The organism is Kitasatospora sp. NPDC058218 (assembly GCF_042882445.1).
GTDB lineage: Bacteria > Actinomycetota > Actinomycetes > Streptomycetales > Streptomycetaceae > Kitasatospora.
This window is the reverse complement of sequence record NZ_JBHVWC010000025.1, coordinates 1-25,693: the sequence shown is the minus strand read 5'-3', so window position 1 is coordinate 25,693 and position 25,693 is coordinate 1. Positions and strand designations below refer to the sequence as shown.

Annotated in this window: 20 protein-coding genes and 1 riboswitch; of the genes, 5 read left to right on the top strand and 15 right to left on the bottom strand. The window is 72.3% G+C overall.

Annotated features, from left to right (window positions below):
- Position 1: 1 nt before the first annotated feature.
- The 3 genes from ACFVYI_RS17735 to sodN all read right to left on the bottom strand — a co-directional run bounded on the left by ACFVYI_RS17735 (position 2) and on the right by sodN (position 2,598).
- Positions 2 to 802, bottom strand: coding sequence for an ABC transporter ATP-binding protein (locus tag ACFVYI_RS17735; RefSeq protein ID WP_387886296.1), 801 nt, complete (start codon positions 800 to 802; stop codon positions 2 to 4).
- Complete coding sequence (locus tag ACFVYI_RS17730; RefSeq protein ID WP_387886293.1) at positions 802 to 1,878, bottom strand: FecCD family ABC transporter permease; 1,077 nt, start codon at positions 1,876 to 1,878, stop codon at positions 802 to 804. Before ACFVYI_RS17730 ends, ACFVYI_RS17735 begins: the two co-directional genes overlap by 1 nt.
- Before the next feature lie 102 nt (positions 1,879 to 1,980).
- Positions 1,981 to 2,099, bottom strand: a riboswitch (cobalamin riboswitch).
- 103 nt (positions 2,100 to 2,202) lie between these two features.
- Entirely contained in the window at positions 2,203 to 2,598 is a 396-nt protein-coding gene (sodN, locus tag ACFVYI_RS17725; protein WP_360638418.1) for a superoxide dismutase, Ni, read from the bottom strand.
- Between the two features lie 184 nt (positions 2,599 to 2,782).
- On the opposite strand from sodN, the gene sodX reads away from it, so the two are divergent.
- Entirely contained in the window at positions 2,783 to 3,223 is a 441-nt protein-coding gene (gene sodX, locus ACFVYI_RS17720; protein WP_387886291.1) for a nickel-type superoxide dismutase maturation protease, read from the top strand.
- A gap of 16 nt (positions 3,224 to 3,239) precedes the next feature.
- Here sodX and ACFVYI_RS17715 read toward each other — a convergent pair whose 3' ends face one another.
- From ACFVYI_RS17715 to ACFVYI_RS17695, 5 genes are all read right to left on the bottom strand, one after another.
- Positions 3,240 to 3,833, bottom strand: coding sequence for a CGNR zinc finger domain-containing protein (locus tag ACFVYI_RS17715; RefSeq protein WP_387886289.1), 594 nt, complete (start codon positions 3,831 to 3,833; stop codon positions 3,240 to 3,242).
- Positions 3,834 to 3,943: 110 nt separating this feature from the next.
- Positions 3,944 to 4,744 (bottom strand): amino acid ABC transporter ATP-binding protein, encoded by an 801-nt coding sequence (locus ACFVYI_RS17710; protein ID WP_387886287.1) that lies wholly within the window; start codon positions 4,742 to 4,744, stop codon positions 3,944 to 3,946.
- On the bottom strand, positions 4,741 to 5,715 hold the full coding sequence (locus tag ACFVYI_RS17705) for an amino acid ABC transporter permease (RefSeq protein ID WP_387886285.1): 975 nt from the start codon (positions 5,713 to 5,715) through the stop codon (positions 4,741 to 4,743). The genes ACFVYI_RS17710 and ACFVYI_RS17705 overlap by 4 nt, the downstream gene beginning before the upstream one ends.
- 36 nt (positions 5,716 to 5,751) lie before the next feature.
- A complete protein-coding gene (locus ACFVYI_RS17700) occupies positions 5,752 to 6,678 on the bottom strand; it encodes an ABC transporter substrate-binding protein (protein ID WP_387886282.1) in 927 nt (308 codons plus the stop codon).
- A 453-nt stretch (positions 6,679 to 7,131) separates the two neighbouring features.
- Positions 7,132 to 8,058 carry an ABC transporter substrate-binding protein gene (locus tag ACFVYI_RS17695; protein WP_387886279.1) on the bottom strand — a complete coding sequence of 309 codons (927 nt, stop codon included), beginning with the start codon at positions 8,056 to 8,058 and terminating at the stop codon, positions 7,132 to 7,134.
- A gap of 595 nt (positions 8,059 to 8,653) precedes the next feature.
- Here ACFVYI_RS17695 and ACFVYI_RS17690 point away from each other — a divergent pair.
- On the top strand, positions 8,654 to 9,850 hold the full coding sequence (locus tag ACFVYI_RS17690) for an NADP-dependent malic enzyme (protein WP_387886277.1): 1,197 nt from the start codon (positions 8,654 to 8,656) through the stop codon (positions 9,848 to 9,850).
- Positions 9,851 to 10,009: 159 nt separating this feature from the next.
- Complete coding sequence (locus ACFVYI_RS17685) at positions 10,010 to 10,972, top strand: zinc-binding dehydrogenase (RefSeq protein ID WP_387886275.1); 963 nt, start codon at positions 10,010 to 10,012, stop codon at positions 10,970 to 10,972.
- Between the two features lie 60 nt (positions 10,973 to 11,032).
- On the opposite strand, the gene ACFVYI_RS17680 is transcribed toward ACFVYI_RS17685, so the two are convergent.
- From ACFVYI_RS17680 to ACFVYI_RS17650, 7 genes are all read right to left on the bottom strand, one after another.
- Entirely contained in the window at positions 11,033 to 12,073 is a 1,041-nt protein-coding gene (locus tag ACFVYI_RS17680; RefSeq protein ID WP_387886274.1) for a PadR family transcriptional regulator, read from the bottom strand.
- Between the two features lies 1 nt (position 12,074).
- Positions 12,075 to 12,989 carry a DUF4097 domain-containing protein gene (locus ACFVYI_RS17675; protein ID WP_387886272.1) on the bottom strand — a complete coding sequence of 305 codons (915 nt, stop codon included), beginning with the start codon at positions 12,987 to 12,989 and terminating at the stop codon, positions 12,075 to 12,077.
- Positions 12,990 to 13,192: 203 nt separating this feature from the next.
- Positions 13,193 to 13,372 (bottom strand): DUF6104 family protein, encoded by a 180-nt coding sequence (locus ACFVYI_RS17670; protein WP_073926358.1) that lies wholly within the window; start codon positions 13,370 to 13,372, stop codon positions 13,193 to 13,195.
- Between the two features lie 58 nt (positions 13,373 to 13,430).
- Positions 13,431 to 15,524 carry a serine/threonine-protein kinase gene (locus ACFVYI_RS17665; protein WP_387886270.1) on the bottom strand — a complete coding sequence of 698 codons (2,094 nt, stop codon included), beginning with the start codon at positions 15,522 to 15,524 and terminating at the stop codon, positions 13,431 to 13,433.
- 170 nt (positions 15,525 to 15,694) lie between these two features.
- Positions 15,695 to 19,444, bottom strand: a complete 3,750-nt coding sequence (locus tag ACFVYI_RS17660; RefSeq protein WP_387886268.1) for a multifunctional oxoglutarate decarboxylase/oxoglutarate dehydrogenase thiamine pyrophosphate-binding subunit/dihydrolipoyllysine-residue succinyltransferase subunit — start codon at positions 19,442 to 19,444, stop codon at positions 15,695 to 15,697.
- Positions 19,445 to 19,805: 361 nt separating this feature from the next.
- A complete protein-coding gene (locus tag ACFVYI_RS17655; RefSeq protein ID WP_387886266.1) occupies positions 19,806 to 20,936 on the bottom strand; it encodes a sensor histidine kinase in 1,131 nt (376 codons plus the stop codon).
- 93 nt (positions 20,937 to 21,029) lie between these two features.
- Positions 21,030 to 21,767, bottom strand: a complete 738-nt coding sequence (locus ACFVYI_RS17650; protein ID WP_209411241.1) for a response regulator transcription factor — start codon at positions 21,765 to 21,767, stop codon at positions 21,030 to 21,032.
- Between the two features lie 548 nt (positions 21,768 to 22,315).
- On the opposite strand from ACFVYI_RS17650, the gene ACFVYI_RS17645 reads away from it, so the two are divergent.
- On the top strand, positions 22,316 to 23,104 hold the full coding sequence (locus tag ACFVYI_RS17645) for a rhomboid-like protein (RefSeq protein ID WP_387886263.1): 789 nt from the start codon (positions 22,316 to 22,318) through the stop codon (positions 23,102 to 23,104).
- A gap of 154 nt (positions 23,105 to 23,258) precedes the next feature.
- A complete protein-coding gene (gene lon / locus ACFVYI_RS17640; protein ID WP_387886261.1) occupies positions 23,259 to 25,652 on the top strand; it encodes an endopeptidase La in 2,394 nt (797 codons plus the stop codon).
- Positions 25,653 to 25,693: the final 41 nt, after the last annotated feature.

Here is a 25,693-nt window from a genome sequence, read left to right as displayed (position 1 = left end):
CTCAGCGGGGGGAGTCGGCGGAGTCGGGGGAGGGCCGGTCGAGCCGGTCGAAGAGCAGTTGGACGGCGCCGGTCTCCGGGTGCTTCACGGGGGTCGCGCGGACGCCGAACACCTCGGCCAGCAGGGCGGGGCGCAGGACGTCGGCGGGCACCCCGGAGGCGACGATCCGGCCGGCCGCGATGACGTACAGCAGGTCGCAGTGGCCGGCCGCCAGATTGAGGTCGTGCAGCGCCGTGAGCACCGTCGGACCGGCCTCCCGGACCAGCGCCAGCACCTCCAACTGGTGGGCGATGTCCAGGTGGTTGGTGGGCTCGTCGAGCACCAGCACGCGGGGCTCCTGGACCAGCGCGCGGGCGATCAGCACCCGTTGCTTCTCGCCCCCGGACAGGCTCAGGAAGCCGCGCCCGGCCAGGTGGCCCGCGCCCACCCGGCGCAGTGCGCCGGTGCACCGCTCGGCGTCCCCGGCGGTCGGCCGGGCGAAGCCGCCGCGGTGCGGCAGCCGGCCCATGCCGACCACCTCGGCCACCGTGAAGTCGAACTCGGCGGAGTGCTCCTGCGGCAGCGCGGCCACCCGCCGGGCGGCCTCCCGCGCGGCGAGCGCGTGCAGGTCCTCGCCGTCCAGCCGGACGGCGCCGGCGGCGGGCCGCAGCGCCCGGTAGACGCAGCGCAGCAGGGTCGACTTGCCGCTGCCGTTCGGCCCGACCAGTCCGACCACCTGGCCGGCGGCGGCGCCGAGCGTGACGTCGTGGACGAGCCGGGTGCCGGCCAGGTCGACCGAGACGGCGTCGATCGCGAGATCCATCAGCGGCCTCCGAAGGTGTAGCCGCGACGGCGCATCAGCAGCAGGAAGCAGGGCACTCCGAGGACGGCGGTGACCACCCCGACCGGCAGTTCGGCCGGTGCCAGCAGGGTGCGCGAGACGATGTCCACCCAGACCAGCAGCAGCGCGCCGGCGAGCGGCGCGACCAGCAGCACCCGGCGGTGCCCGGCGCCGACCAGCATCCGGGTCAGGTGCGGCACCATCAGGCCGACGAAGCCGATCGCGCCGCTGACCGCGACCACGGTGCCGGTGACTGCCGCCGTCACCACGAACAGCTCGCGGCGCAGCCGGTCGCCGTCCACCCCGAGGGAGGCCGCCGTCTCGTCGCCCATGGCGAGCGCGTCCAGCCGCCCGGCGGCGCAGGCCAGGTAGGCGAGGCCGGCCAGTACGGTGGCGGCGGCGATCGGGACGGACCCCCAGGTCGCCCCGCCGAGGCTGCCGAGCAGCCACATCATGGCGCTGCGGGCGGCCTCGCCGCGGGCGGCGCCGAACACCATCAGCGCCGTCACAGCCGAGAAGCCGTAGGACATCGCGGTGCCGGTCAGCACCAGCCGCAGCGGAGTGAGCCCGTGGGCCGTCCGGGCGGCGGCGTACACCAGGACCATCGCCAGCAGCGCGGCGGCGAACGCGGAGACCGAGATCGCCCAGACCCCGAGCGAGGCGAAGGCACCCAGCAGCAGGACGGCGTTGGCGCCGACCGAGGCGCCGGAGGAGACGCCCAGGACGAACGGGTCGGCGAGCGCGTTGCGGACCATCGCCTGCACCGCGACCCCGGTGGCCGCGAGCCCGGCGCCGACCACGGCGGCCAGCACGGTGCGCGGCAGTCGGATCTCCCAGACGATCGCGTAGGCGGCGGCCTCCCCGGCCTCCAGTCGACCGCCCGTCAGTCCGGCGCCCAGCAGCCGCAGGACGTGTGCCCAGCCGAGCCCGGAGGAGCCCAGGGCCACGCCGCAGACCAGGGAGAGCAGCAGTGCCGCGACCAGGCCGGCGGCCAGCGGTACGACGGGTATTCGACGGGCCGTCCGTTCGGGGGCCGGTGCGGTCACTGCGGTGCTCACGGGCGGCGCGCCTTCGCCTCGGGCCACGGGCGGCAGCGAGGCGGCGCGCCGGGCGGCAGGGCTGCCGGGGCGCCATCCCCTCGCAGTCCACGGCGAGTTGTCGGGAGATCGGCGTCCCAGGGCGATCGGGCTCGCGGGCACAGGGCTCCGCCCACCGTTGCGGGTCAGCGCCGGATTCACACCGGACTTCTCCCTCGGACGCCCTGGCAGCATAACAAGCGCCGGGGCCGATCAACCCTTACCGATGGCCCCCGCGTGCGCGAACGCGCGACCGCCCCCGTCCGGAGGTCCGGACGGGGGCGGTCGGCGGTGCCTGATCGGGGATCAGGCCTGCTTGGTCTCCCAGAAGATCTTGTCGACCTCGGCGATCAGGTCGAGCAGGGCCTGGCCGGTGGCCGGGTCCGTCGACGCCTTGGTGGCCGAGGCGGCCTTCAGGGTGTCGTTGATCAGCTGGTGCAGCTGCGGGTACTTCTCGAAGTGCGGAGCCTTGAAGTAGTCGCTCCACAGGACCGAGATGTGGTGCTTGACGGCCTCGGCGCGCTGCTCCTTGATGATCAGGGCACGGGTGCGGAACGCCGGGTCCTCGTTGGCCTGGTACTTCTCCTGGGTGCCCTTCACCGACTCGGCCTCGATCCGGGCCTGGGCGGGGTCGTACACGCCGCAGGGCAGGTCGCAGTGGGCGTGGACGGTGGCGCGCGGTGCAAACAGACGAGAGAACATGGGAGTCCTTCCTTAGATCGTCTTCCCGCGCCCGAGATTACCCTTCCGGCCACCGGGTTTCGCGGCCGGGCGGCGGGCCTAGGGCAAAAGGTGGAGCCGGAATCGGGCCAATTCGGGCATCGGTCGATGACGGTCCGTACGGCAGACTGGGACGCGGCGAGCCGGAGGAGGAGGCGTGGCGCGGATGGCGGAACCGGAGGGCGGCACCCCGGGGGGTGGCGCGCCGTTCGGGCTGATCGACGTGGCGGGGCCCTCGATGGTGCCGACCCTGCGCGAGGGCGACCAGCTGCTGGTCCGGTACGGCGCGCGGATCAGACCGGGGGCGGTGGTGGTGTTCCGTCACCCCTTCCAGCAGGACCTGCTGGTGGTGAAGCGGGCCGTCGAGCGGCGCGCGAAGGGCTGGTGGCTGCTCTCCGACAACCGTCCGGTCGACAGCGACAGCCGCAGCTACGGCGCCGTCCCGGACGAGCTGGTGCTCGGCCGGGTGCTGTTGCGGCTGCGCCCGCGCCCGGCCTGGCTGGCCCCGGGCCGCCGGCTGGAGCGGCTGCTGCTGACCGGTCGGCCGGCCCGGATCCCGGGCCTGGCCCGCCGGCTGGGCGTCTGGGTCGACCCCGACGAGTTCTAGGCCCCGGGTCTGCCGGTCAGCCCTGGCCGGCCGGGGCCGATGCCTCCTGGGCCTCCTGCCGCTTGCGGGCCCGGTACGCGGCGACGTTGGCGCGGGTGGCGCACCGGTCGGAGCAGTACCGCCGGGAGCGGTTGGTGGAGGTGTCCAGATAGGCGTTGCGGCAGGGGGAGGCCTGGCAGATGCCGAGCCGGTCGGCGCCCAGTTCGGTCAGGTGGACGGCCAGTCCCATGCAGGCGACGGCGCTGAAGTGGGCGGTGGCGGTCGCCGAGTTCTCGGCCAGGTGCAGGTGCCAGCGCGGCCGGCCGGCGTCGTCCAGGTAGTCGTGCCCGGAGACCAGCGGGCTGACGGGGTACTCCATCAGCAGGCTGTTCAGCAGGTCGACGCCGCGGATCTCGTCCCCCTCGGCGGCGGCCTCGAACACCCCGCGCAGCCTGGTCCGGACGGCCCGCAGCCGCGGCAGGTCCGACTCGTCGGCGAGCGCGGCGGCCCGGGAGGAGTCGGAGAACAGCGACCGCACCGCGTCCACCGAGGTCAGCGAGTCGCTGCCGCGCTCGGGCTCCTCGGTGTTCACCAGCCGGACGGCCAGATCGGCGTACGAGGCGAGCTCCACGGTGGTCCTTCCAGATTCGGTAACGGGCTGATTGCCTCCAGCCTATTACCCGGGCGGGGAAAACGTCGGCGCCCGGCAGGACCGGCCTGCCGGGCGCCGTACGGCTGCGCTCAGAGCACCTTGGACAGGAACGCCCGGGTGCGCTCGTGCTGGGGGTTGGTGAGGACGTCGCGCGGGTTGCCGGACTCGACCACCACACCGCCGTCCATGAAGACCAGCGCGTCGCCGACCTCACGGGCGAAGCCCATCTCGTGGGTCACCACGACCATGGTCATGCCCTCCTCGGCGAGGCCGCGCATGACGTCCAGGACGTCTCCGACCAGCTCCGGGTCGAGGGCCGAGGTGGGCTCGTCGAAGAGCATCAGCTTGGGCTTCATGGCGAGCGCCCGGGCGATCGCCACCCGCTGCTGCTGGCCGCCGGAGAGCTGCGAGGGGTAGTTCTTCGCCTTGTCGGCCAGGCCGACCCGCTCCAGCAGCGCCATCCCGCGGTTGCGGGCGTCCGCCTTGGACTCGCCCTTGACCTGCACCGGCGCCTCGATGACGTTGTCCAGGGCGGTCATGTGCGGGAACAGGTTGAAGCGCTGGAACACCATGCCGATGTCGCGCCGCTTGAGCGCGACCTCGCTCTCCTTGAGCTCGTAGAGCCGGTCGCCCTTCTGCCGGTAGCCGACCAGCTCGCCGTCGACCCAGAGCCGGCCGGCGTTGATCTTCTCCAGGTGGTTGATGCACCGCAGGAAGGTCGACTTGCCGGAGCCGGAGGGGCCGATCAGGCAGAACACCTCGCCCTGCTTGACCTCCAGGTCGATGCCCTTGAGCACCTGGACCGTGCCGTAGGACTTGTGGACGTCCTCGGCCCGGACCATCGGGCCGCCGTTGCCGGCGTCGGCGGGGGTCTTGGTCAGATCGGTCATACGTGACCACCTCCCTCGAGCCCCGGGACCACGTCGGCGGTGGTCTTCGGGGTGGGCTTCCCGGCGAACAGTCTCCGCAGCCGCTGGATCGGCGTGGGCGGGAGCGTCCGGTTGGAGCCGCGGGCGTAGTGCCGCTCGATGTAGTACTGGCCGATGGTCAGCAGCGACGTGAAGAACAGGTACCAGAGGCTGACCACGATCAGCAGCGGGATGTTCTGGTAGTTCCGAGAGTAGATCACCTGGCCGGCCCGGAAGATCTCCTCCAGGGAGATCACGCTGACCAGCGAGGTGGTCTTGAGCATCGAGATGGTCTCGTTGCCGGTCGGCGGGATGATCACCCGCATGGCCTGCGGCAGCACGATCCGCCGCATGGTCTGGAAGCGGCTCATGCCGAGCGCGTGCGAGGCCTCGCTCTGGCCCTCGTCGACCGACTGGATGCCGCCGCGGACGATCTCCGCCATGTAGGCGGCCTCGTTCAGGCCCAGGCCCAGCAGGGCGGCGACGAAGGTCGGGATCAGCACGTTGGTGGACTCGGACCAGAACTCCGGCCCCCACGGCACGCCGATCGAGAGCTTGGCCCAGATCAGACCGAGGAAGTTCCAGAACACCAGCTGCACCAGGACGGGCGTGCCGCGGAAGATCCAGATGTAGATCCACGCGGTGCCGGAGAGCAGCGGGTTGGGGGAGAGCCGCATCACCGCGAGGATGATGCCGCCGACCACGCCCATGATCATGGCGAGCGCGGTCAGCTCCAACGTGACGAGCATGCCGTGCACGATGCTGTCGTGGAAGAGGTACTTCCCGACGATGTCCCACTTGAAGGCGGGATTGGTGAAGAGGGCGCTCAGCAGCATCGCCGCGAGCAGGGCGATGACGACGGCGCCCGCCCAGCGTCCGGGGTGGCGGACGGGGACGGCCTTGATGGTCTCAGGCCGTCCCTTCGCCGCCTTCCCCTTGTCCAGAGAGTTCACGGTGTGGCCTCGGGGGAGAGAGAGTCAGGCGGAGGGTCAGCTGACGGCGCCGTTGACGGTCGACTTGTCGATCGCACCGGCCTCGACGCCCCACTTGGAGAGGATCTGCTTGTAGGTGCCGTCGTCGATCAGCGACTGGACGGCGGACTGGACCGCGGGGGTGAGCGCCGAGCCCTTGGCCAGCGCGATGCCGTAGGGGGCGGCGTCGTAGGTGGCGCCGAGCTTCTCCAGCTGGCCGCCGGACTGCTTGATCGCGTAGTCGACGACCGGGGAGTCGGCCATCATGAGCTGGTCGCGACCGGAGACCACCGCGTTGGTGACGTCGGTCTGCAGGTCGAACTTGTCACCGTCGTTGACGATGCCCGGCTTGCCGGCCTTGGCGCAGGCGGGGTTGCGGGTGTCGGTGATCTCCTGCGCCTGGGTGGTGCCGGTCTGGACGGCGACCTTCTTGCCGCACAGGTCATCGGCGTTGATCTTGTCCGGGTTGCCCTTCTTCACCGCGATGGCACTGCCGGCGTTGAAGTACGTGACCATGTCGACGGTCTGTTCGCGTTCCTTGTTGTCCGTCAGGGACGACATGCCGATCTGGAACTTGTTCGACTGGATGCCGGGGATGATCGCGGTGAAACCGGAGTCCTGGACATCGACCTTGAGGCCGAGCTTGGCCGCGACGGCGGTGATCAGGTCGACGTCCATGCCCTCGATCTTGCCGTTGTCGGCCTTGAACTCGTTGGGCGCGTACGAGGCGTCCGAGCCGACCGCGAGCTTTCCGGCGGACTTGATGTCGGCGGGGACGAGGGCGGCCAGCTTGTCGTCGGCCTTCACCTCGTTGACGGTCGCGCTGGCGTTGGGGGCGCCGGTGCTCTCGTCCTTGCTGCTGCTACAGGCGGTCAGCGCGAGGGAGACGGACGCGAGTACCGCGCCGGCGGCGAAGAGGCGGGTGCGCGGGGTACGGGCGGTCATGAGGGGGATCTCCTCCTGAGGGAGAGGTCGGGCGGAGCGCGCCGCGGGGAGCGGCACACCGGGGCAGCAGGCCGTACGGCGCTGTACGGGTGTATGTCGCTGTACGTCGTCGAACGGGCAGAGCCGGTCGTGCTGAGCCTGGGCAGGGTTCGCGCAGGGTGGTGCGTGATGCGTCTTCCGCCACCCTCCGCCGAGGTGGACGTTGATCGAACCGCCTCGACCAGTGGCCGGCCCGATCGGAGATGGGGGGAATCCTGCCATCTGATGACGGTCGGATGGCCCTCATTCAGATCAAAATCGGATAACGGGGGGTCACACTGTCCGGTATTCGGACTAATAAGGTGTCCCTGTCACCCTGCGTATAAGTATGCAGATCCCCCTGCGCTCTGCCCGGAGGCCCGCCCACGTGACCTCCGGATGGGGCCGCCGGGTTGGGCCGCCCGCGCCGGCCGCTCAGATCCCGCCGTTGACCACCGCGTTCTGGGCCGCGCCCGCGGCGACGTTCCACTTGGCGAGGATCTTGTCGTACTCGCCGCTGCGGATCAGCTGGTCCACCGCCTTGGCCAGCACGTCGCGCAGTTCGGTGTCCTCCTTGCGCACCGCGATCCCGTACGGGTTGGACTTGGACTGCGCGCCGGTCACCTCGAAGCGGCTGCCGCCGTCGGCGGTCTTGGCCGCGTAGGCGGCCACCGGGAAGTCGTTCAGGCCGGCCGCCGCCGCGCCGGAGGCGACCTCGGCCAGCGCCTTGGCGTCGCTGTCGAACTTGTGGACGGTCAGCGGCTTTCCGCCGCGGCTGCAGGCCAGCACCTGGCGGGCGACGATCTCGTCCTGGGTGGTGTTCTGCTGCACCGCGACGACCCGGCCGCAGAGGTCGTCCAGGGTGCGGACGCCCTTGGGGTTGCCCTTCTGGACGACGATCGAGGTGCCGGCGATGAAGTAGTCCACGAAGTCCACGCCCGGGGTGGTCTGCTTGCCCGCGTCGTCGAGGCCCTCCCGGCGCTGGCGGATGTCGCTCAGGCCGGACATCGCCACGTCGAACTGCTTGGCGTGCAGGTTCGGTATCAGCTTCTCGAACGGGGTGTCGACGGTCTCGATCCGCAGGCCGAGGATCTTGCCGACGGCGTTGGCGATGTCGGGGTCGATGCCGTCCGGCTTGCCGTCGGCGCCCCGGAAGTCCACCGGCGCGTAGTTGAGGTCCGAGCCGATCCGGAGCACTCCGGCACTGTGCTGCGCCTTGGGGATCCTGCCCCGGAGCTCCTGGACCGGGTCCTTCGCGGCGGCCTGCTCGTCGCCGCCGCAACCGGTCAGCAGCAGGGCTCCCGCGGTGGCGAGCGAGAGGGCCGCGGCGGCCGGTCGGCGGGGGTGGGCACGGTGGTGCATGAGGGTGCTCCTGTGGGAGGTACGTGGTGTCGCCGCGCCGTCGCGGAGGTGTACGCGAGACGGCGGAACAAGGGATCCTCCCATCCCGACCTGCCGGTCCCGGCGGCGGGTGTGTCAGAATTCGGTACCGGGTGACCCCCGAAGCTCGAACCGGACCACCGAGTCGCGACAGGCTCGGGGTGCGCAGGAACGGAAGTCCACGACGCCGACTCCGTATCCGGGGCACCGCCTCCCCGTCGTGTCCGGGTTCACTCCTGCGAGTGCGCGTGCTCGTTCGCCGTTCGCCGCCACCGGAGCCCGGTGTGCCGGACGCCAGGCGCCGACTTTTGGCCGTGGTGCGGATGACGAGCGCGCGACGAGGACGAAAAGGCATAGGTGCGATGCCGTCGTCCGACCTACGCTCGGCCCGGAATAAGTAGCAGTACAGCTCAGGCTCAACAGTTACAAAAACCCTCATCCGAGGGCGCGGCCCCGACGGCGGCGCCCCGATCCAGCCCTTCCCGGGTCCGCCTCGGCGCACCCGGTTTCGAGTTTCCGGCCGGGTCGTCCGCCCGTCGGGGCCGCGCCCTCGCTGATCAATGACGAAGAGGTCATCGTGGCAGCGGAGATCATCCACAGCAGCACCCAGGACACCGACGATCCGGTCGACGCCGTTTTCGCGCTCCACCGCGGCGGCAAGATGGAGGTCCGGGCGACCGTTCCGGTGCGCGACGCGGACGACCTGTCCCTCGCCTACACCCCCGGCGTCGCGCGCGTCTGCACGGCCATCGCCGAGCAGCCCGAGCTGGTGAACGACTACACCTGGAAGGCCAACACGGTCGCCGTCGTCACCGACGGCACCGCCGTGCTGGGCCTCGGCGACATCGGCCCGGAGGCCTCGCTGCCCGTCATGGAGGGCAAGGCCATCCTGTTCAAGCAGTTCGGCGGTGTGGACGCCGTCCCGATCGCGCTCGCCTGCACCGAGGTGGACGAGATCGTCGAGACCGTCGTCCGGCTGGCGCCCTCCTTCGGCGGCGTCAACCTGGAGGACATCTCCGCGCCCCGTTGCTTCGAGATCGAGCGCCGCCTCCAGGACGCCCTGGACATCCCGATCTTCCACGACGACCAGCACGGCACCGCGATCGTCACCACCGCGGCGCTCTGGAACGCCGCCCGGGTGACCGGCCGGGAGATCGGCACGCTGCGTGCCGTCATCTCCGGCGCCGGCGCGGCCGGCATCGCCATCGCCAAGATGCTCGTGGCCGCCGGCATCGGCGACGTGGCGGTCTGCGACCGCCGGGGCGTGGTGTACGAGGGCCGCGGCGACCTGACCGACGTCAAGGCCGAGATCGCCGCGCGGACCAACCGGACCGGTCTCAAGGGCTCGCTGGCCGACGCGCTGGCCGGCGCCGACGTCTTCATCGGCGTCTCCGGCGGCACCGTGCCGGAGGAGGTCGTGGCCACCATGGCCGAGGGCGCGTTCATCTTCGCGATGGCCAACCCGAACCCGGAGATCCACCCCGAGGTCGCGCACAAGTACGCGGCGGTCGTCGCCACCGGGCGCAGCGACTTCCCGAACCAGATCAACAACGTGCTGGCCTTCCCCGGCATCTTCGCCGGCGCGCTGCAGGTCCGGGCGAGCCGGATCACCGAGGGCATGAAGCTGGCGGCCGCCAAGGCGCTGGCCGGCGTGGTCGCCGACGAGCTGACGCCGCAGAAGGTGATCCCCTCGCCGTTCGACGAGCGGGTCGCCCCGGCCGTCACCAAGGCCGTCGCCGAAGCCGCCCGGGCCGAGGGCGTCGCCCGGCGCTGACGCGTGAACAGGGAGCGCCCCGCGATGAGGGGCGCTCCCTCCCTTTCCGGAGGCAGCCGTTCCGAGCGCCCGGCGGCGAGCGGGGGAATCGCGGCCCGGGACGCGCGTCACAGTCACGCGAGGTTCCGGGCCCCGGCCGTCGCGGCTATCGTCCGGACCATGTTTGCTGCCTACGCCGCACGAATCGACGCCGACGACCCGCTGAGCGGGCTGGAGCTGGGCGAACTCCCCGAACCGCAGGCGCGCCCCGGGTGGAGCGTGGTCACGGTCAAGGCCGCCAGCCTCAACCACCACGACCTCTGGTCGCTGCGCGGGGTCGGTCTGCCCGCCGAGAAGCTGCCGATGATCCTCGGCTGCGACGCGGCCGGCGTCGACGAGCACGGCAACGAGGTGGTCCTCCACTCGGTGATCGGCCAGAGCGGCCACGGGGTGGGCCCGGACGAGCCCCGCTCGATCCTCACCGAGCGCTACCAGGGCACCTTCGCCCAGCGGGTGGCGGTGCCCACCTGGAACCTGCTGCCCAAGCCGGCCGGGCTCAGCTTCGAGCAGGCCGCCTGCCTGCCCACCGCCTGGCTGACGGCCTACCGGATGCTGTTCACCAACGCCGGGGTGAAGCCCGGCGACACCGTCCTGGTGCAGGGCGCCGGCGGCGGCGTGGCGACCGCGCTGATCGTCCTCGGCAAGGCCGCCGGGCTGCGGGTCTGGGTCACCGGCCGGGACGAGGCCAAGCGGGCCCGGGCCGTCGAGCTCGGCGCCGACGCCGCCTTCGAGAGCGGTGCCCGACTGCCCGAGCGGGTGGACGCGGTGATGGAGACGGTCGGCGCCGCCACCTGGGCGCACTCGGTGAAGTCGCTGCGCCCGGGCGGCACCGTCGTCATCTCGGGGGCCACCTCCGGCCCCAACCCGAAGACCACCGAGCTGAACCGGATCTTCTTCCTGGAGCTCAGGGTGGTCGGCTCGACCATGGGCACCAAGGAGGAGCTGGCCGGGCTGCTCTCGCTCTGCGCCACCACCGGCGTCCGGCCGGTGATCGACTCGGTCCTGCCGCTCTCCGAGGCCCGGGAGGGCTTCGCCCGGCTCGCCGAGGGTGACGTCTTCGGGAAGATCGTGCTCACCCCCTGAACGCCGCGGGCCGGCGCTCCCGCAGGAGCGCCGGCCCGTGCCGGTCGGCCCGGCAGCCGCTCAGCCGAGCAGGCGCCGCAGCCGCTCGCCGGCGGCGCCCAGCACCGAGCGGGCCTCGGCCAGGCGCTCGGCGCTCACCCCGCCGTCCCGGGCCGCGTCGCGGACCTGGTCCCGGAAGCGGTCGAGCAGCCGCTCCAGCTCCCGGGTGGGGTCGCCGGCCGGGTCGGTCGCCGCCCACGGCGGCAGGTCGGCCGGGGCGCCGTCGGCCGGCTCGTCCTTGTCCAGGTCGATCCGGGTGACGGTGACCTTCTCGGCGGGTGCGTCGGCGTCCTGCGCCGCGTGGCCCCAGCGGGCCGCGTCGGCCAGCCCGGCCAGGCCCTTGGTGAGTTCGGAGAGCCCCTCGGCCAGCCCGGTCGGCCAGTCGCCCCGGGCCGCGTGGTCGCGGACCTGCTGCTCGACCCGGCGCTTGATCCGCAGCGCCTCCTGCTGCGCCGCCGTCCGGGCCGCCCGGGACTGCTCGCGCAGCTTGCGGGCCTCCTCCTCGGCGGCCTTCGCCTTGGCCTTGGCGGCCTTCTCCTGCTCCTTGGCGCGCTTGGCCTGCTCCTTGGCCTGCTTCTTGAACTGGGCGAACTCCTCCTTGGCGCGCTGCCAGGCGTCCTTGTCGCCCCACGGGCCGGCCCACGGGTCCCCGCCGGTCTCGGCGCCCTCCGGCCGGGGCGCCTGCTTCGCCGCGCCCCACAGCTCCTCGCGCAGGTTCTCGGCGCCGTCCCGGACGTCCTCGCGGATCGCCCCGGCGAGCTGGGCCACCGAGTCGCGGATCTCCAGCTCCAGCTCGTCCAGCTCGCCCCGGCGGGTCGCCAGCTCGCCGCGGCCGACCTCGGTGAGCCGGTAGACCTTGCGGCCGCCCTCGGTGCTGTGCGTCACCAGGCCCTCCTGCTCCAGCTTGGCGAGCCGCGGGTAGACGGTGCCGGCCGAGGGCGCGTACAGGCCCTGGAAGCGCTCCTCCAGGAGGCGGATGACCTCGTAGCCGTGCCGCGGCGACTCGTCGAGCAGCTTCAGCAGGTACAGGCGGAGCCGGCCGTGACCGAAGACGGGGGTCATCTCAGGCCTCCTTGGTGAGGTCGGGGCCCTTGCCGAGGTCGGGGCCGGCGGGGAGTTCCTTGACGATCACCGGGCCGTCGTCCTCGGTGTCCGGTCGGCGGAGCACGGTGACCGCGCCGGAGACGGTGGTCACCGCCAGGTTGCCCTGGCCGGAGCCGAGCTTGCCGGAGAGCTTCTTGGCACCCCAGGAGCCGCCGACCTTGAGCTGCTCGAAGGTGCTGGTGACGTCCCCGCTGTTGGTGCCGGCGTCGACCTTGGTGTCGACGAGCGAGGGCAGCCGGACGCCGACCGAGCCGCTCACCGTGGTCACCTTGATCTCCGACGGGGTGGCCACGTCGAGGTCGAGGGTGACGTCCCCGTTGACCGAGTGGACCTGCACGTTGTCGGAGGTGCCGGCCAGCAGGGTGACCCGCCCGGAGGCGGTGTTGACCTTGAGGTCGCCGGAGAGCGACTGGGCGTCGACGTCCCCGGAGACGGTGTTGACGTCCGTCCGGCCGGTGAGGCCGACCAGGGTGGCGTCGCCACTGGCGCTGTGCACCGAGACCGGCGCGCTGATGCCGGAGACGGTGGCGCCGGCCGTGACGGTGCCCGCCTTGACCTTGGCGCCGGCCGGCACGGCCAGCGAGACCACGGCCCGGCGGGTGCGCCGCAGGCCGCCGAAGAACGACTTGATCGACTGCACCGACTTGACCGACTCGCCGAACTCGCTCCAGCTGAGGTCCTTGTAGGTGACCGTCAGGACCCCCTCGGCGAGCGTGACGTGCAGCGGCTCGCCCTCCAGCTCGGTGACCTCCAGCCGGGCCGGGCCCTCGGTGGCCACCACGTTCACGGCGCCCCCGACGATCCGTACGTGGAGGGTGTCGACCTCCCCGTCGATGGTGATCCTGTCGGGGCCCTCGACCGTCCACTGGCTCATGTCTGCCGCCTCCCGTTACGACTCGCGATGTATCGCGTTCTCTTCCAAAGACGATATATCGCGTGACGGCGAAGTCAAGGGATCCGGCCCGGACTCCGACCCGGAGCGGACCCCGAGCGGACCCGGAGGCGTCCCCTACGGGGCGGGCGCGCGAAGGGCCCGGGAGGCGTTGCCTCCCGGGCCCTCGATCACGGCCTACCGCGTCACTCGTCGTCCTCGTCGTCGAGCCGGGCCAGCCAGGTGGCCAGCCGCTCGACCGGGATCTCGAAGTCCGGGTTGAGGTCGACGAACTCGCGCAGGCGCTCGGCCAGCCACTCGAAGGTGACCTCCTCGTCGCCGCGCCGGCTCGCCAGCTCCTCGATGCCGCGGTCGGTGAAGTACACGGTTCGCTCCGGTCAGGTGGGGATTCGACCCGGTCAGGATAGTCCGGACGGTGCCGGGCTAGCTGGCCCGCCAGGTGCTCACGGTGAGCTTGACGGCGCCCGTGGTGCCGTCGGCGATCTCGACCACCGCGATGGCGATGTTGCGGGTGATCCGGTCGCGGACGCAGAGCAGGCGCCCGGGCGAGACCCGGTTGAAGGACAGGTCGGTGTCGGGCCGCGAGTCGATCGCGATCGCGCACTGCTCCGGGGTCACGCTCGCCTCGGTGATCACCGCGAAGTCGGACTTGTCGTCCCCCGCGGTGGTGAACGAGTTGGCCTTGCTGCTGCTGCCGGTGGCGTTCAGCCCCAGGCCCCACTTGAGGTCGTTGCCGCGCGGCACGACCGTCCCGCCGTCCAGGTCGATCCGGTAGGAGTCGTAGTACGCCTCGGTGCCGGGGATGGCCAGCGGCTTCTTGTCGAGCAGCGGCGTGTAGCCGACGGGGCGGGCGGGCGCGGTCACGCCGTTGGTGGCCGACGCCGACGGCGCGGCCGTCACCTTCCCGGAGGACGGCTTGGTCGGCGACGGGCTGGGCGTGTCGGCGATGCCGGGGTCCGCGGTCTGCGAGGGCAGGGCCTGGGGCTGGTTGCCCGGGGTCTGCTGGGTGGTGCTGCTGCTGTCGTTCTTCTTGTCGTCGCCGAGCTTCTTCACCAGCACCACGCCGCCCGCGGTACCGCCGAGGGCCATCACCAGGGCGACGGTCAGCAGGACCTTCCAGGAGACGCCCTTGCGCTTCGGCTCCGGCGCGGACGCCGGGGTGTCCGTCACCACCGGGCCGGGCGGCGGGGTGTCGTAGGACGGCGGCTCCTGGCGCAGCTGCACGGTCGGCGGTGAGGGGAGCAGCGGCGCGGTCGGGGCCTCGTAGCCGGGCTGCGGGGCGCCGTACGCGCCGAGCGGCGGCGGGGCGAACCCGGGCGGCGGGGTGACCGGCTGCGGCCGGGGGGTGCCGAAGTCGGGCGCGCCGAAGGACGGCGCGGTGGCCGGGTGGGTCGGCTGGGCGAGGGGCGGCGGCGGCATGGTGGGCGGGCCGCTCGGGGGCGGGGTCGGCGCCGTGGCCGGCGCGGCCGGCAGCGGGGTCGGCGGGGTCTTCGGCAGGTCCGAGCGGCGGGTGATCTCGGTGTTGACCTGCTTGGGCAGCCAGTCCTCGGAGAACCGCAGCTGCCCGCCGACCGACGGGTGGTTGCGGGCGATCTCGATGATCTCGGCGGGCTTCGGCCGGTCCTCGGGGGACTTCGCCAGGCAGCGCATGATCAGCTCGCGCAGGTCGGCCGGGACGGCGTCCAGGTCGGCCTGCTCGTGCACCACCCGGTAGAGCACGGCGGTGTCCGGGCCGTCGCCGAACGGCGCGGTGCCGCCGGCCACGTACGCGGCCAGCGCGCCGAGCGCGAAGACGTCGGTGGCCGGGGTGACCGGACGGCCCTGGGCCTGCTCCGGGGACATGAAGGCGGGCGAGCCGATCCGGTAGCCGGTGCCGGTCAGCGCGGTGGCGTCGGCGGCCCGGGCGATGCCGAAGTCGATCACGCGCGGGCCGTCGCCGGCCACCAGCACGTTGGCCGGCTTGAGGTCGCGGTGCACCACCTCGACGCTGTGGATGGCCTGCAGCGCCTCGGCGATGCCGCCCATCAGCAGCAGCACGGTGCGCACCGGCAGCGCGCCGTTCTCGCGGACCACCTGCTGCAGGGACGGGCCCGGCACGTACGCGGTGACCAGCCAGGGTGCGTCCGAGTCCAGGCCGCCGGAGTCGATCACCTGGGCGGTGTAGAGCCCGTGGATCCGCTGGGCGTTGCTGACCTCCTGGGCGAAGCGGCGCCGGAACTCGCCGTCCTCGGCGAACTCCGGGCGGACCACCTTGAGCGCCACCGGGCGGCCGCCCGGGGTGTAGGACAGGTAGACCCGGCCCATGCCGCCGGCGCCGAGGCGGGCGAAGAGCCGGTAGCCGCCGACCTCGCGCGGGTCGTCCGGGTGCAGCGGCTGGAAGACCGGCGGGAGCGGCGAGGGCGTGGCGTCCCGTGGTGTGTCGGCGGTCATGTGGTGGTCCCCCTGGGAGAGCGGTGAGGTCATCCGGCGGGCGGCGGGCGCGGTGAGGGGCGCCCGGGCGTCGGTCCGGCGAGGCATAACCTATCGAGCCGTCAGCTGTGCTCGCAGGTCGGTGGCCGTTTGGTTGCAGAGCTGGGACCTTGGCACGGCGTCACCGCGCGGGCCCGGGCCCACCGCAACGGCCCCGGCCCCCGCGCGGTGTGCGCGGGGGCCGGGGCCGTTCGAGCCCGACCGGAGTCGGAGCGGGCTCAGATGGTGAAGATCTCCTCCAGCAGCGACTGCTGCTCGGCGGCGTGACGCTTCGCCGAGCCGACCGCGGGGGCCGAGGAGGCCGGGCGGGCGACGCGGCGCAGCCGCGAACCGTTGGCGCTGCGGCCGACGACGACCTGCAGGTGGTCGACCAGGTTCATGGCGATGAACGGCCAGGCACCCTGGTTGGCCGGCTCCTCCTGCGCCCAGATGAACTGGACGTCGTCGCCGTAGCGGCCCAGCTCCTCCTGGAGCTCGGCCACCGGCAGCGGGTAGAGCCGCTCGACCCGGACGATCGCGGTGTCGGTGACCCCGCGCTCGGTACGGGCCGCCTCGACGTCGTAGTAGAACTTGCCCGCCGTGATGATGACCTTGCGGACGTTCGCCGGGTCGACGGTGGTGTCACCGATGACCGGGCGGAACGAGCCGGACAGGAACTCCTCGGTGGCACTCGCCGCGGCCTTCAGACGCAGCATCGACTTCGGGGTGAAGACGACCAGCGGCTTGTGGTGCGGGTTGTGCGCCTGCCAGCGCAGCAGGTGGAAGTAGTTCGACGGCAGGGTCGGCATGGCGACCGTCATGTTGTTCTGCGCGCACAGCTGCAGGAAGCGCTCCGGGCGGGCGGACGAGTGGTCCGGGCCCTGGCCCTCGTAGCCGTGCGGCAGCAGCAGGGTGACGCCGGAGTGCTGGCCCCACTTCTGCTCGGCGGACGCGATGTACTCGTCCACCACGGTCTGCGCGCCGTTGACGAAGTCGCCGAACTGCGCCTCCCACATGACCAGCGAGTTCGGGCGGGTCAGCGAGTAGCCGTACTCGAAGCCCATCGCCGCGTACTCGGACAGCAGGCTGTCGTACACGGTGTAGCGGGCCTGGTCCTCGGTCAGGTACAGCAGCGGGGTGTAGTCCTCGCCGGAGACCCGGTCGATCAGCACCGCGTGGCGCTGGCCGAAGGTGCCGCGGCGGCTGTCCTGGCCGGCGAGGCGGACCGGGTGGCCCTCCATCAGCAGCGAGCCGATGGCGAGGGTCTCGCCCATCGCCCAGTCGATGGTGTTGTCCTCGACCGAGGAGGCGCGGCGCTGCAGCTGCGGCAGCAGGCGCGGGTGGACGGTCAGCCAGTCCGGCAGGTTGACCTGGGAGGCGGCGATCCGCTTGACCATCTCCTGGGAGATGCCGGTCTGGATGTTGACCGGGAAGTCCGCCTGCGGCTTGCCGTTGGCGGCCGGGGCCGGCGTCTGGGCGGCGTCGCGGACCTCGGCGAAGACCTTCTCCAGCTGGCCCTGGAAGTCCTGGAGCGCCTGCTCCGCCTCTTCCATGGTGATGTCGCCGCGACCGATCAGGCCCTCGGTGTACAGCTTGCGCACCGAGCGCTTCTTGTCGATCAGGTCGTACATCAGCGGCTGGGTGAACGACGGGTTGTCGGCCTCGTTGTGACCGCGGCGGCGGTAGCAGATGAGGTCGATCACGACGTCCTTGTGGAACGCCTGGCGGAACTCGAAGGCGAGCCGCGCGACGCGGACCACGGCCTCCGGGTCGTCGCCGTTCACGTGGAAGATCGGCGCCTCGATCATGCGGGCCACGTCGGTGCAGTACATCGACGAGCGGCTGCTCGCGGGCGCGGCGGTGAAGCCGACCTGGTTGTTGACCACGACGTGCACGGTGCCGCCGGTGCGGTAGCCGCGCAGCTGCGACATGTTCAGGGTCTCCGCGACGACGCCCTGGCCGGCGAAGGCCGCGTCGCCGTGGATCTGGATCGGCAGCACCGGGAAGGTGGTGCCGCCCTGGTCCAGGATGTCCTGCTTGGCGCGGGCGATGCCCTCGACGACCGGGTCCACGGCCTCCAGGTGGGAGGGGTTCGCGGCGAGCGAGACCTTGATGGTCTCGCCGTCCAGGCCGGTGAAGGTGCCCTCGGAGCCGAGGTGGTACTTCACGTCGCCGGAGCCGTGCATCGACTTCGGGTCGAGGTTGCCCTCGAACTCGCCGAAGATCTTGCCGTACGGCTTGCCGACGATGTTGGCCAGCACGTTCAGGCGGCCGCGGTGGGCCATGCCGATGACGGCCTCGTCCAGGCGGTGTTCGGCCGCCGAGTCGATGGTCGCGTCCAGCAGCGGGATGAGCGACTCGCCGCCCTCCAGCGAGAAGCGCTTCTGCCCGACGTACTTGGTCTGCAGGAAGGTCTCGAAGGCCTCGGCCGAGTTCAGCCGGCGCAGGATGCGCAGCTGCTCCTCGCGCTCCGGCTTGGTGTACGGCTTCTCCAGGCGGTCCTGCAGCCACTTGCGCTGCGTCGGGTCCTGGATGTGCATGTACTCGATGCCGACCGTGCGGCAGTACGTGTTGCGCAGCAGACCGAGGATGTCGCGCAGCTTCATCATCCGCTGGCCGCCGAAGCCGCCGACCGCGAACTCGCGCTCCAGGTCCCACAGGGTGAGGCCGTGCGTGGTGACGTCCAGGTCGGGGTGCTTGCGCTGCTTGTACTCCAGCGGGTCGGTGTCGGCCATGAGGTGGCCGCGGACCCGGTAGGAGTGGATCAGCTCGATGACGCGCGCGGTCTTGTTGACCTCGTCGTCGTGCGTGGTCGCCACGTCGGTGGCCCAGCGGACCGGCTCGTACGGGATCCGCAGCGACTCGAAGATCTCGTCGTAGAAGCCGTTCTCGCCCAGCAGCAGCCGGTGGATCGCGCGCAGGAACTCGCCGGACGCCGCACCCTGGATGACGCGGTGGTCGTAGGTCGAGGTCAGCGTCATGATCTTGGAGACGCCCAGGCGGGACAGGGTCTCCGGGGCGGAGCCCTGGAACTCGGCCGGGTACTCCATGGCGCCGACGCCGACGATGGTGCCCTGGTTCTGCATCAGGCGCGGCACGGAGTGCACGGTGCCGATGCCGCCGGGGTTGGTCAGCGAGACCGTGACGCCGGTGAAGTCGTCCATCGTGAGCTTGTTGGCGCGGGCCCGGCGGACGATGTCCTCGTAGGCCTGCCAGAAGCCGAAGAAGTCGAGGGTCTCGGCCTTCTTGATCGCCGCGACCACGAGCTGGCGGTCGCCGTTCGGCTTCACCAGGTCGATGGCCAGGCCCAGGTTCACGTGCTCGGGCTTGACCAGGTACGACTTGCCGTCCTTCACCTGGTAGCTGTGGTTCATGCCCGGCGAGGCCTTGATGGCCTGGACCAGGGCGTAGCCGATCAGGTGGGTGAAGGAGACCTTGCCACCGCGGGCGCGCTGCAGGTGGTTGTTGATGACGATGCGGTTGTCGATCAACAGCTTGGCCGGCACGGCGCGCACGGAGGTCGCGGTCGGCACCTCCAGCGAGGCGTCCATGTTGGTCGCCACCGCCTTGGAGGGGCCGCGGAGCTGGACCAGCTCCGGTCCGGTCTCGGCGGGCGCGGCCGGCGCCGGAGCGGCGGCCTTCGGGGCCGGCGGCGCGGCAGGAGCTGCGGCGAGGGGCGCGGGTGCCGCGGCCGCAGGGGCCGGCGCGGGCGCGGCCGGTGCGGCGGGGGCGGGTGCGGCCGGAGCAGCAGCGGCGGGCGCGGGGGCGGCAACGGGGGTCGGCGTGGGGCCGACCTGGGTCGCGGCCTGGGTCACTGGGGTCACCTCGGTACCGGGCTTGTAGTCGGCGAAAAAGTCCCACCAGGCTCGGTCGACCGAGTTCGGGTCCTGGAGGTACTGCTGGTAGATCTCGTCGACGAGCCACTCATTGGGGCCGAAGCCAGTGGAGCTTGCCGAGCTGTTGGGGGTTTCTTGGGACTGTGGCGACACGGCGGCAACCGCCCTCTTCCGCTTCCTTTTGGGATGTTTGGACAGCGGGGATTAAGGCTACGCCCCTGACCAGTGATCGCGCAGTCCCCAGGGCTCAGGCGTCGCCCAGATCACAGTCCTGACCTGCAGGTTGGCTGAAAATGTGCGTTAGAAAGCCGCCTCGGAGGGGAAGCGATCACTTCCGATCAGCCACCATATCCGGATGAAACCGGACAAATCACTGTCCGGGCTCTCCTGGATCGTCCGTCCACGTCTGTGTCGGTTCTGTGACATGCGGGCGAAGTCCGTTCGCCGCGGACCGCCGCCCCGGGCCGGGTGCGGGCCGGCGCGCGGCCGACGGGCACCCGGCCCGGGGCGGGCGCTACCGCGGGCCGGGCAGGCGGACCTCGATCCGGCAGCCCGGCGCGGCCTCGGCCACCTCGATCCGCCCGCCGTGCAGGTCCACCGCCCAGCGGGCGATGGCCAGCCCCAGACCGGTGCCGCCGTCGGAGCCGGGCCCCTGGGCGGTGGCGGTGCCGCTGCGGCTGAACCGCTCGAAGACCCGGGTGCGGTCGGCCGCCGGGATGCCCGGCCCCTCGTCCTCGACCTCCAGCAGCAGGGCGCCGGGCTCACCGCCGGGCCGGGCCCGGACCGTCACCGTGCCGCCGGGCGGGGAGTGCTTGCAGGCGTTGTCGACCAGGTTGGCGACCACCTGGTGGAGCCGCTCCGGGTCCGCCACGCCGGTCAGGCCGGCCGGGCTGACCTCCAGGGCCAGCCGGACGTCCCCGCGCCGGGAGAAGGCCCCGCCGGCCGTCGCACCGTCCACGGTGACGCCGCGCAGCACGCCGTCCAGGAACTCGCGCACCTCGAAGGGCCGCGCGTCCAGGTCGACCACCCCGTCGTCGATCTTGGACAGGTCGAGCAGGTGGGTGACCAGCCGGCCGAGCCGCTCGGTCTGTTCCAGTGCGGCGCCCAGGGTCGCCGGATTCGGCTGGACGACGCCGTCGACCACGTTCTCCAGCACGGCGCGCAGCGCGGCGATGGGCGTGCGCAGTTCGTGGGAGACGTTGGCGACCAGCTCGCGGCGGTGCCGGTCGGCGGCCTCCAGATCGGCCGCCATCTGGTTGAAGGTGGCCGCCAGCTCGCCGATCTCGTCGCGGGAGCCCACCTCGACCCGGCGGCTGTAGTCGCCCGAGGCCATCGCGCGGGCGGCGGCGGTCATGTCGCGCAGCGGAGCGGTCAGCCCGTGCGCGAGGAACTGCATGAAGAGCAGTGAGGCGATCATGGAGAAGACCATGATGATCCGGATCTGCGTCTCGGAGCGGATCGCCACCACGACCATGCCGGTGGCGAGGAAGACCGAGACGATCACCAGGAGGGCGAGTTTGCCCTTGATCGAGCGGACCGGGTCGAGCGGCCGGATGTCGGCCCAGACCCGGTGGGCGGCGCGGGCGGCCAGCGTGGGCCGGTGGGCGCCGTCGGCGTCCCCGTTGCGTTGCTGTGGAAAGGTCATTGGTCCCCTGTGATCCCCGCGCGCTGAGGTTCCCCGCGTGGGTACGGCGGTTCGGGACACGGGCCCCCCGGAGGCCCGTCGCCCGAGGCGCCGCTATGAGAGCGGAGCTTCCAGCGCGTAGCCGACCCCGTGGACGGTGCGGATCCAGCTGGCACCGATCTTGCGGCGCAGCGCCTTGACGTGGCTGTCCACGGTGCGGGTGCCGGACGCGTCCGTCCAGTCCCAGACCTCGGCCAGCAGTTGCTCGCGGGTGAGTACCGCGCGCGGCTGCGCGGCCAGGCAGGCGAGCAGGTCGAACTCGGTCGGCGTCAGGTGGACGTCGCCCGAGGCCAGCCGGACCCGGCGCTGCACGTGGTCGATCTCCAACTCGCCGAAGCGCAGCGAGCCGAGGGCCGGTGTGCGGGCCGCCTGCTGGGCGCGCTCGACGCGGCGCAGCAGGACGTTGACCCGGGCCGCCAGCTCCCGCATGGAGAACGGCTTGGTCATGTAGTCGTCGGCGCCCACGCCGAGGCCGACCAGCAGGTCCGTCTCGTCGTCGCGCGCGGTCAGCATCAGGACCGGTACCGGGCGTTGGGCCTGGATCCGGCGGCACACCTCCAGGCCGTCGAAGCCGGGCAGCATGATGTCGAGCACGACCAGGTCGGGCTGCCAGGTGTGGAAGCCGTCGACCGCGCCCGGGCCGTCGTGGGCCACGGCGACCTTGAAGCCCTCCGCGCCCAGCCGGGCCGCGATCGACTCGGCGATCGTGGGCTCGTCCTCCACCACCAGCACTCTGCGCTGGCTGCTCACCGTGCCGCCGCTGTTCTGGTTGTCCTGCTGAATTTCTGTCACGGTCACGCCACCGCCCCCAGGGCTGCGGGCCGGCCACCTGTGGGGATGGCGAGGCTCCGCTCGTAGTCTTGTTCCGTCGTGGACTGTGCCGGGTCCGCCGTCCCGTAGCGCGTGCGGAATCGGAGGACAGGTGTGGACTGCCCGCCTCTTCCGCACACATCGCAGCGTACGGACACCACGTGCTTCCCGGCAGGTGGACCGGACGTTTCCGGCCCGCGGGGCGGCCGTCCGGCCGCCCGTCGGACCCACTCGGAAGTGGGCACGGGCCAGTACCTTACCCGGCGATTTTTCACTCCGTAACGGTACGTATGCACTCCAGTTGACGCCAAGCCGCCGGTCAGAGCCGCTACTCGTGCGTAGACGGAGTTCAGGTCTGTACCAATCCCGGAGTGCCGCGCCACTCGATGTTCACGGGGTATTCCCAGCTGGCTCCCAGGAGCCCGACGTACCGTGGTCACGACAAGTCGCAGAGGTGGGATTTCCGGCGCGCGCCGGTACGTTGAGCACCGGACGGGGGCCGGAAGCTGCGGGTCGGGAGCGGAGGCGGCATGGCGGAGCTGCGCGGGAGCACCGCACGGAGCGGACCGCGCCCGGGACCGCCCTACGGGATGCTCCGGTACGGCCTGCGGGCCGGGCTGGCCGAGTGGGTGCTCGCCCGGGTGCCGACGCCCCGGCGCAACCCCTTCGCGCTCGGCTACCTCGCCGTGGTCGTGGCCACCACCACCTTCGCCAAGCTGGCCGACCCCGGGCTGGTGCTCCGGTTGCAGGAGGCCTCCAGCTCGGACGGGCACAACCTGGTGTGCCATCCGCTGCGCGCGCTGCTGTTCAGCGGCTTCTGGGTGGCCGGCACGATCTGGATGCCGTACCTCTGGGCCTTCGCCTTCACCGTCGCGCCGCTGGAGCGCCGGGTGGGCTCGGTGCGGGCGGCGGCGGTCTTCGCGATCGGCCACATCACGGCGACGGTGCTCTCCCAGTCGGTGGTGATCGCCGCGGTGGCGACCGGCCGGATGGAGTCCGGGGCGCTGGACTCCCTGGACATCGGCGTCAGCTACGGCGTGCTGGTCAGTCTCGGTGCGCTGGCCGGGCTGCTGTCGCCGCGCGGGCGGCTGCTGGCGCTCGGCGGCGCCGCCGTCCTGCTCGCCGATCAGATCGCCGCCGACCGGGACCTGGTGACCGGGGTCGGCCACCCGGTGGCGGTGCTGACCGGGGTGGCGCTCTGGCGCTGGCTCAGGCGCGGGCCCGGTCGCCGGTGGCGCCGCCCCGAGGCGGCTCCGGTCGGCTCCCCGGGTTCGGCGCAGGCCGCCGGCGGGGCGGCCGCGGTGCTCGACCGCGCGTAAGTCCCCGGGGGCGGCCGCGGGTGTTTCCGGGGCGTTTTTGACAGGCCTCTCCGAGGCCTTCCTTGTTCGCTCATGGCGAACGGGCCGGAGGGAACATTCGATGCCCGCCCAACCTTAGTCAGGTCAACTCAACTTCGCTGACTGGGGAGAGATCATGGCATCGACGTCCACACCGCTCACCCTGCCCGTGCTGCCGCTCGACGACGAGGTCGTGCTCCCGGGCATGGTCGTCCCGCTGGACCTGAAGGACACCGAGGTGCGCGCCGCGGTCGAGGCCGCGCGGGCCGCGGCCACCGGTACCGCCAAGCCCCAGGTGCTGCTGGTCCCGCGGGTGGACGGCTCGTACGCGGCGGTCGGCACCCTCGCCACCGTCGAGCAGGTCGGCCGGCTGGCCGACGGCGATCCGGCCGCGCTGGTCCGTGCCGTGCGCCGGGTCCGGATCGGCGTCGGCACCACCGGGCCGGGCGCCGCGCTCTGGGTGGAGACCACGCCGTTCCGGGAGTCCTCGCTCGACACCCCGGTGGCCGGCCGCGCCGCCGAGCTGGTCAAGGAGTACAAGGCGCTCTCCACCCAGTGGCTGCGCAAGCGCGGCGCCTGGCAGATCGTCGACCGGGTGGCCCAGATCGAGGGCGTCGGCGAGCTGGCCGACAACATCGGCTACGCGCCCTTCGCCACCGCCGAGCAGAAGCTCAAGGTGCTGCTGGAGGCCGACCAGGTGGCCCGCCTGGAGTACGCCCTGGCGCTGCTGCGCGACCACCTCGCCGAGGAGGAGGTCAACGACACCATCCGCAAGGACGTCGAGGAGGGCGTGGCCAAGCAGCAGAAGGAGTTCCTGCTCCGCCGCCAGCTGGAGGCCGTGCGCAAGGAGCTGGCCGAGCTGAACGGCGACCCGGCCGACGAGGAGGGCGACTACCGCGCCCGGGTCGAGGCCGCCGACCTGCCGGAGAAGGTCCGCGAGGCCGCGCTCAAGGAGGTCGACAAGCTGGAGCGGGCGTCCGACCAGTCGCCCGAGGGCTCCTGGATCCGCACCTGGCTGGACACCGTCCTGGAGCTGCCCTGGAACGAGCGCACCGAGGACGCCTACGACATCGCGGGCGCCCGCGCCGTGCTGGACACGGACCACTCCGGGCTCGGCGACGTCAAGGACCGCATCGTCGAGTACCTCGCGGTCCGCAAGCGCCGGGCCGACCAGGGGCTCGGTCTGGTCGGCGGCCGCCGCGGGGGTGCGGTGCTGGCCCTGGTCGGGCCGCCCGGGGTCGGCAAGACCTCGCTGGGCGAGTCGGTGGCCCGGGCGATGGGCCGCAGCTTCGTCCGGGTGGCGCTCGGCGGCGTCCGGGACGAGGCGGAGATCCGCGGCCACCGGCGCACCTACGTGGGTGCGCTCCCCGGCCGCCTGGTGCGCGCCATCAAGGAGGCCGGCTCGATGAACCCGGTCGTCCTGCTCGACGAGATCGACAAGGTCGGCTCCGACTACCGGGGCGACCCGGCGGCCGCCCTGCTGGAGGTGCTGGACCCGGCGCAGAACCACACCTTCCGGGACCACTACCTGGAGGTCGAGCTGGACCTCTCGGACGTGGTCTTCCTCGCCACCGCCAATGTGCTGGAGGCCATCCCCGAGGCACTGCTCGACCGGATGGAGCTGGTCCGGCTGGACGGCTACACCGAGGACGAGAAGGTCGTCATCGCGCGGGACCACCTGCTCCCGCGCCAGCTGGAGAGGGCCGGGCTGAAGGGCGAGGAGGTCCGGGTCGAGGAGGAGGCGCTGCGCCGGCTCGCCGGCGAGTACACCCGCGAGGCCGGCGTCCGCAACCTCGAACGCTCGATCGCCCGGGTGCTGCGCAAGGTCGCCGCACAGTCCGAGCTGGGCGAGCGCGAGCTGCCCGCCGAGATCGGCGCCGGGGACCTGCGCGCGCTGATCGGCCGGCCGCACCACGTCCCCGAGGCGGCCCAGGAGCCGGCCGAGCGGCGCACCGCCGTCCCCGGCGTGGCGACCGGTCTGGCGGTGACGGGCGCCGGCGGCGACGTCCTGTTCATCGAGGCCTCGCTGGCGGACGCCGAGACGGGCGGCACCGGGCTCACCCTCACCGGGCAGCTGGGCGACGTGATGAAGGAGTCCGCGCACATCGCGCTCTCCTACCTGCGCTCGCGCGGCGCCGAGCTGGAGCTGCCGGTCACCTCGCTGCGCGACCGGGGCGTGCACCTGCACGTCCCCGCCGGGGCCGTCCCCAAGGACGGGCCCAGCGCCGGCATCACCATGACCACCGCGCTGGCCTCGCTGCTCTCCGGGCGCCGGGTGCGCACGGACGTGGCGATGACGGGCGAGGTGTCGCTGACCGGGCGGGTGCTGCCGATCGGCGGGGTGAAGCAGAAGCTGCTCGCCGCCGACCGGGCCGGGGTCAGCACGGTGATCATCCCCAAGCGCAACGAGGCCGACCTGGACGACGTCCCGGCCGAGGTGCTGGAGCGGCTCACCGTCCACCCGGTCGCGGACGTGCGGGAGGTGCTGAAGCTGGCCCTGGAGCCGGCCGAGGTGCTGGTCGCCGCCTGAGGGCGGTGCGGGGCGGGCAGCGGCCCGGCGGAGCGTCACGC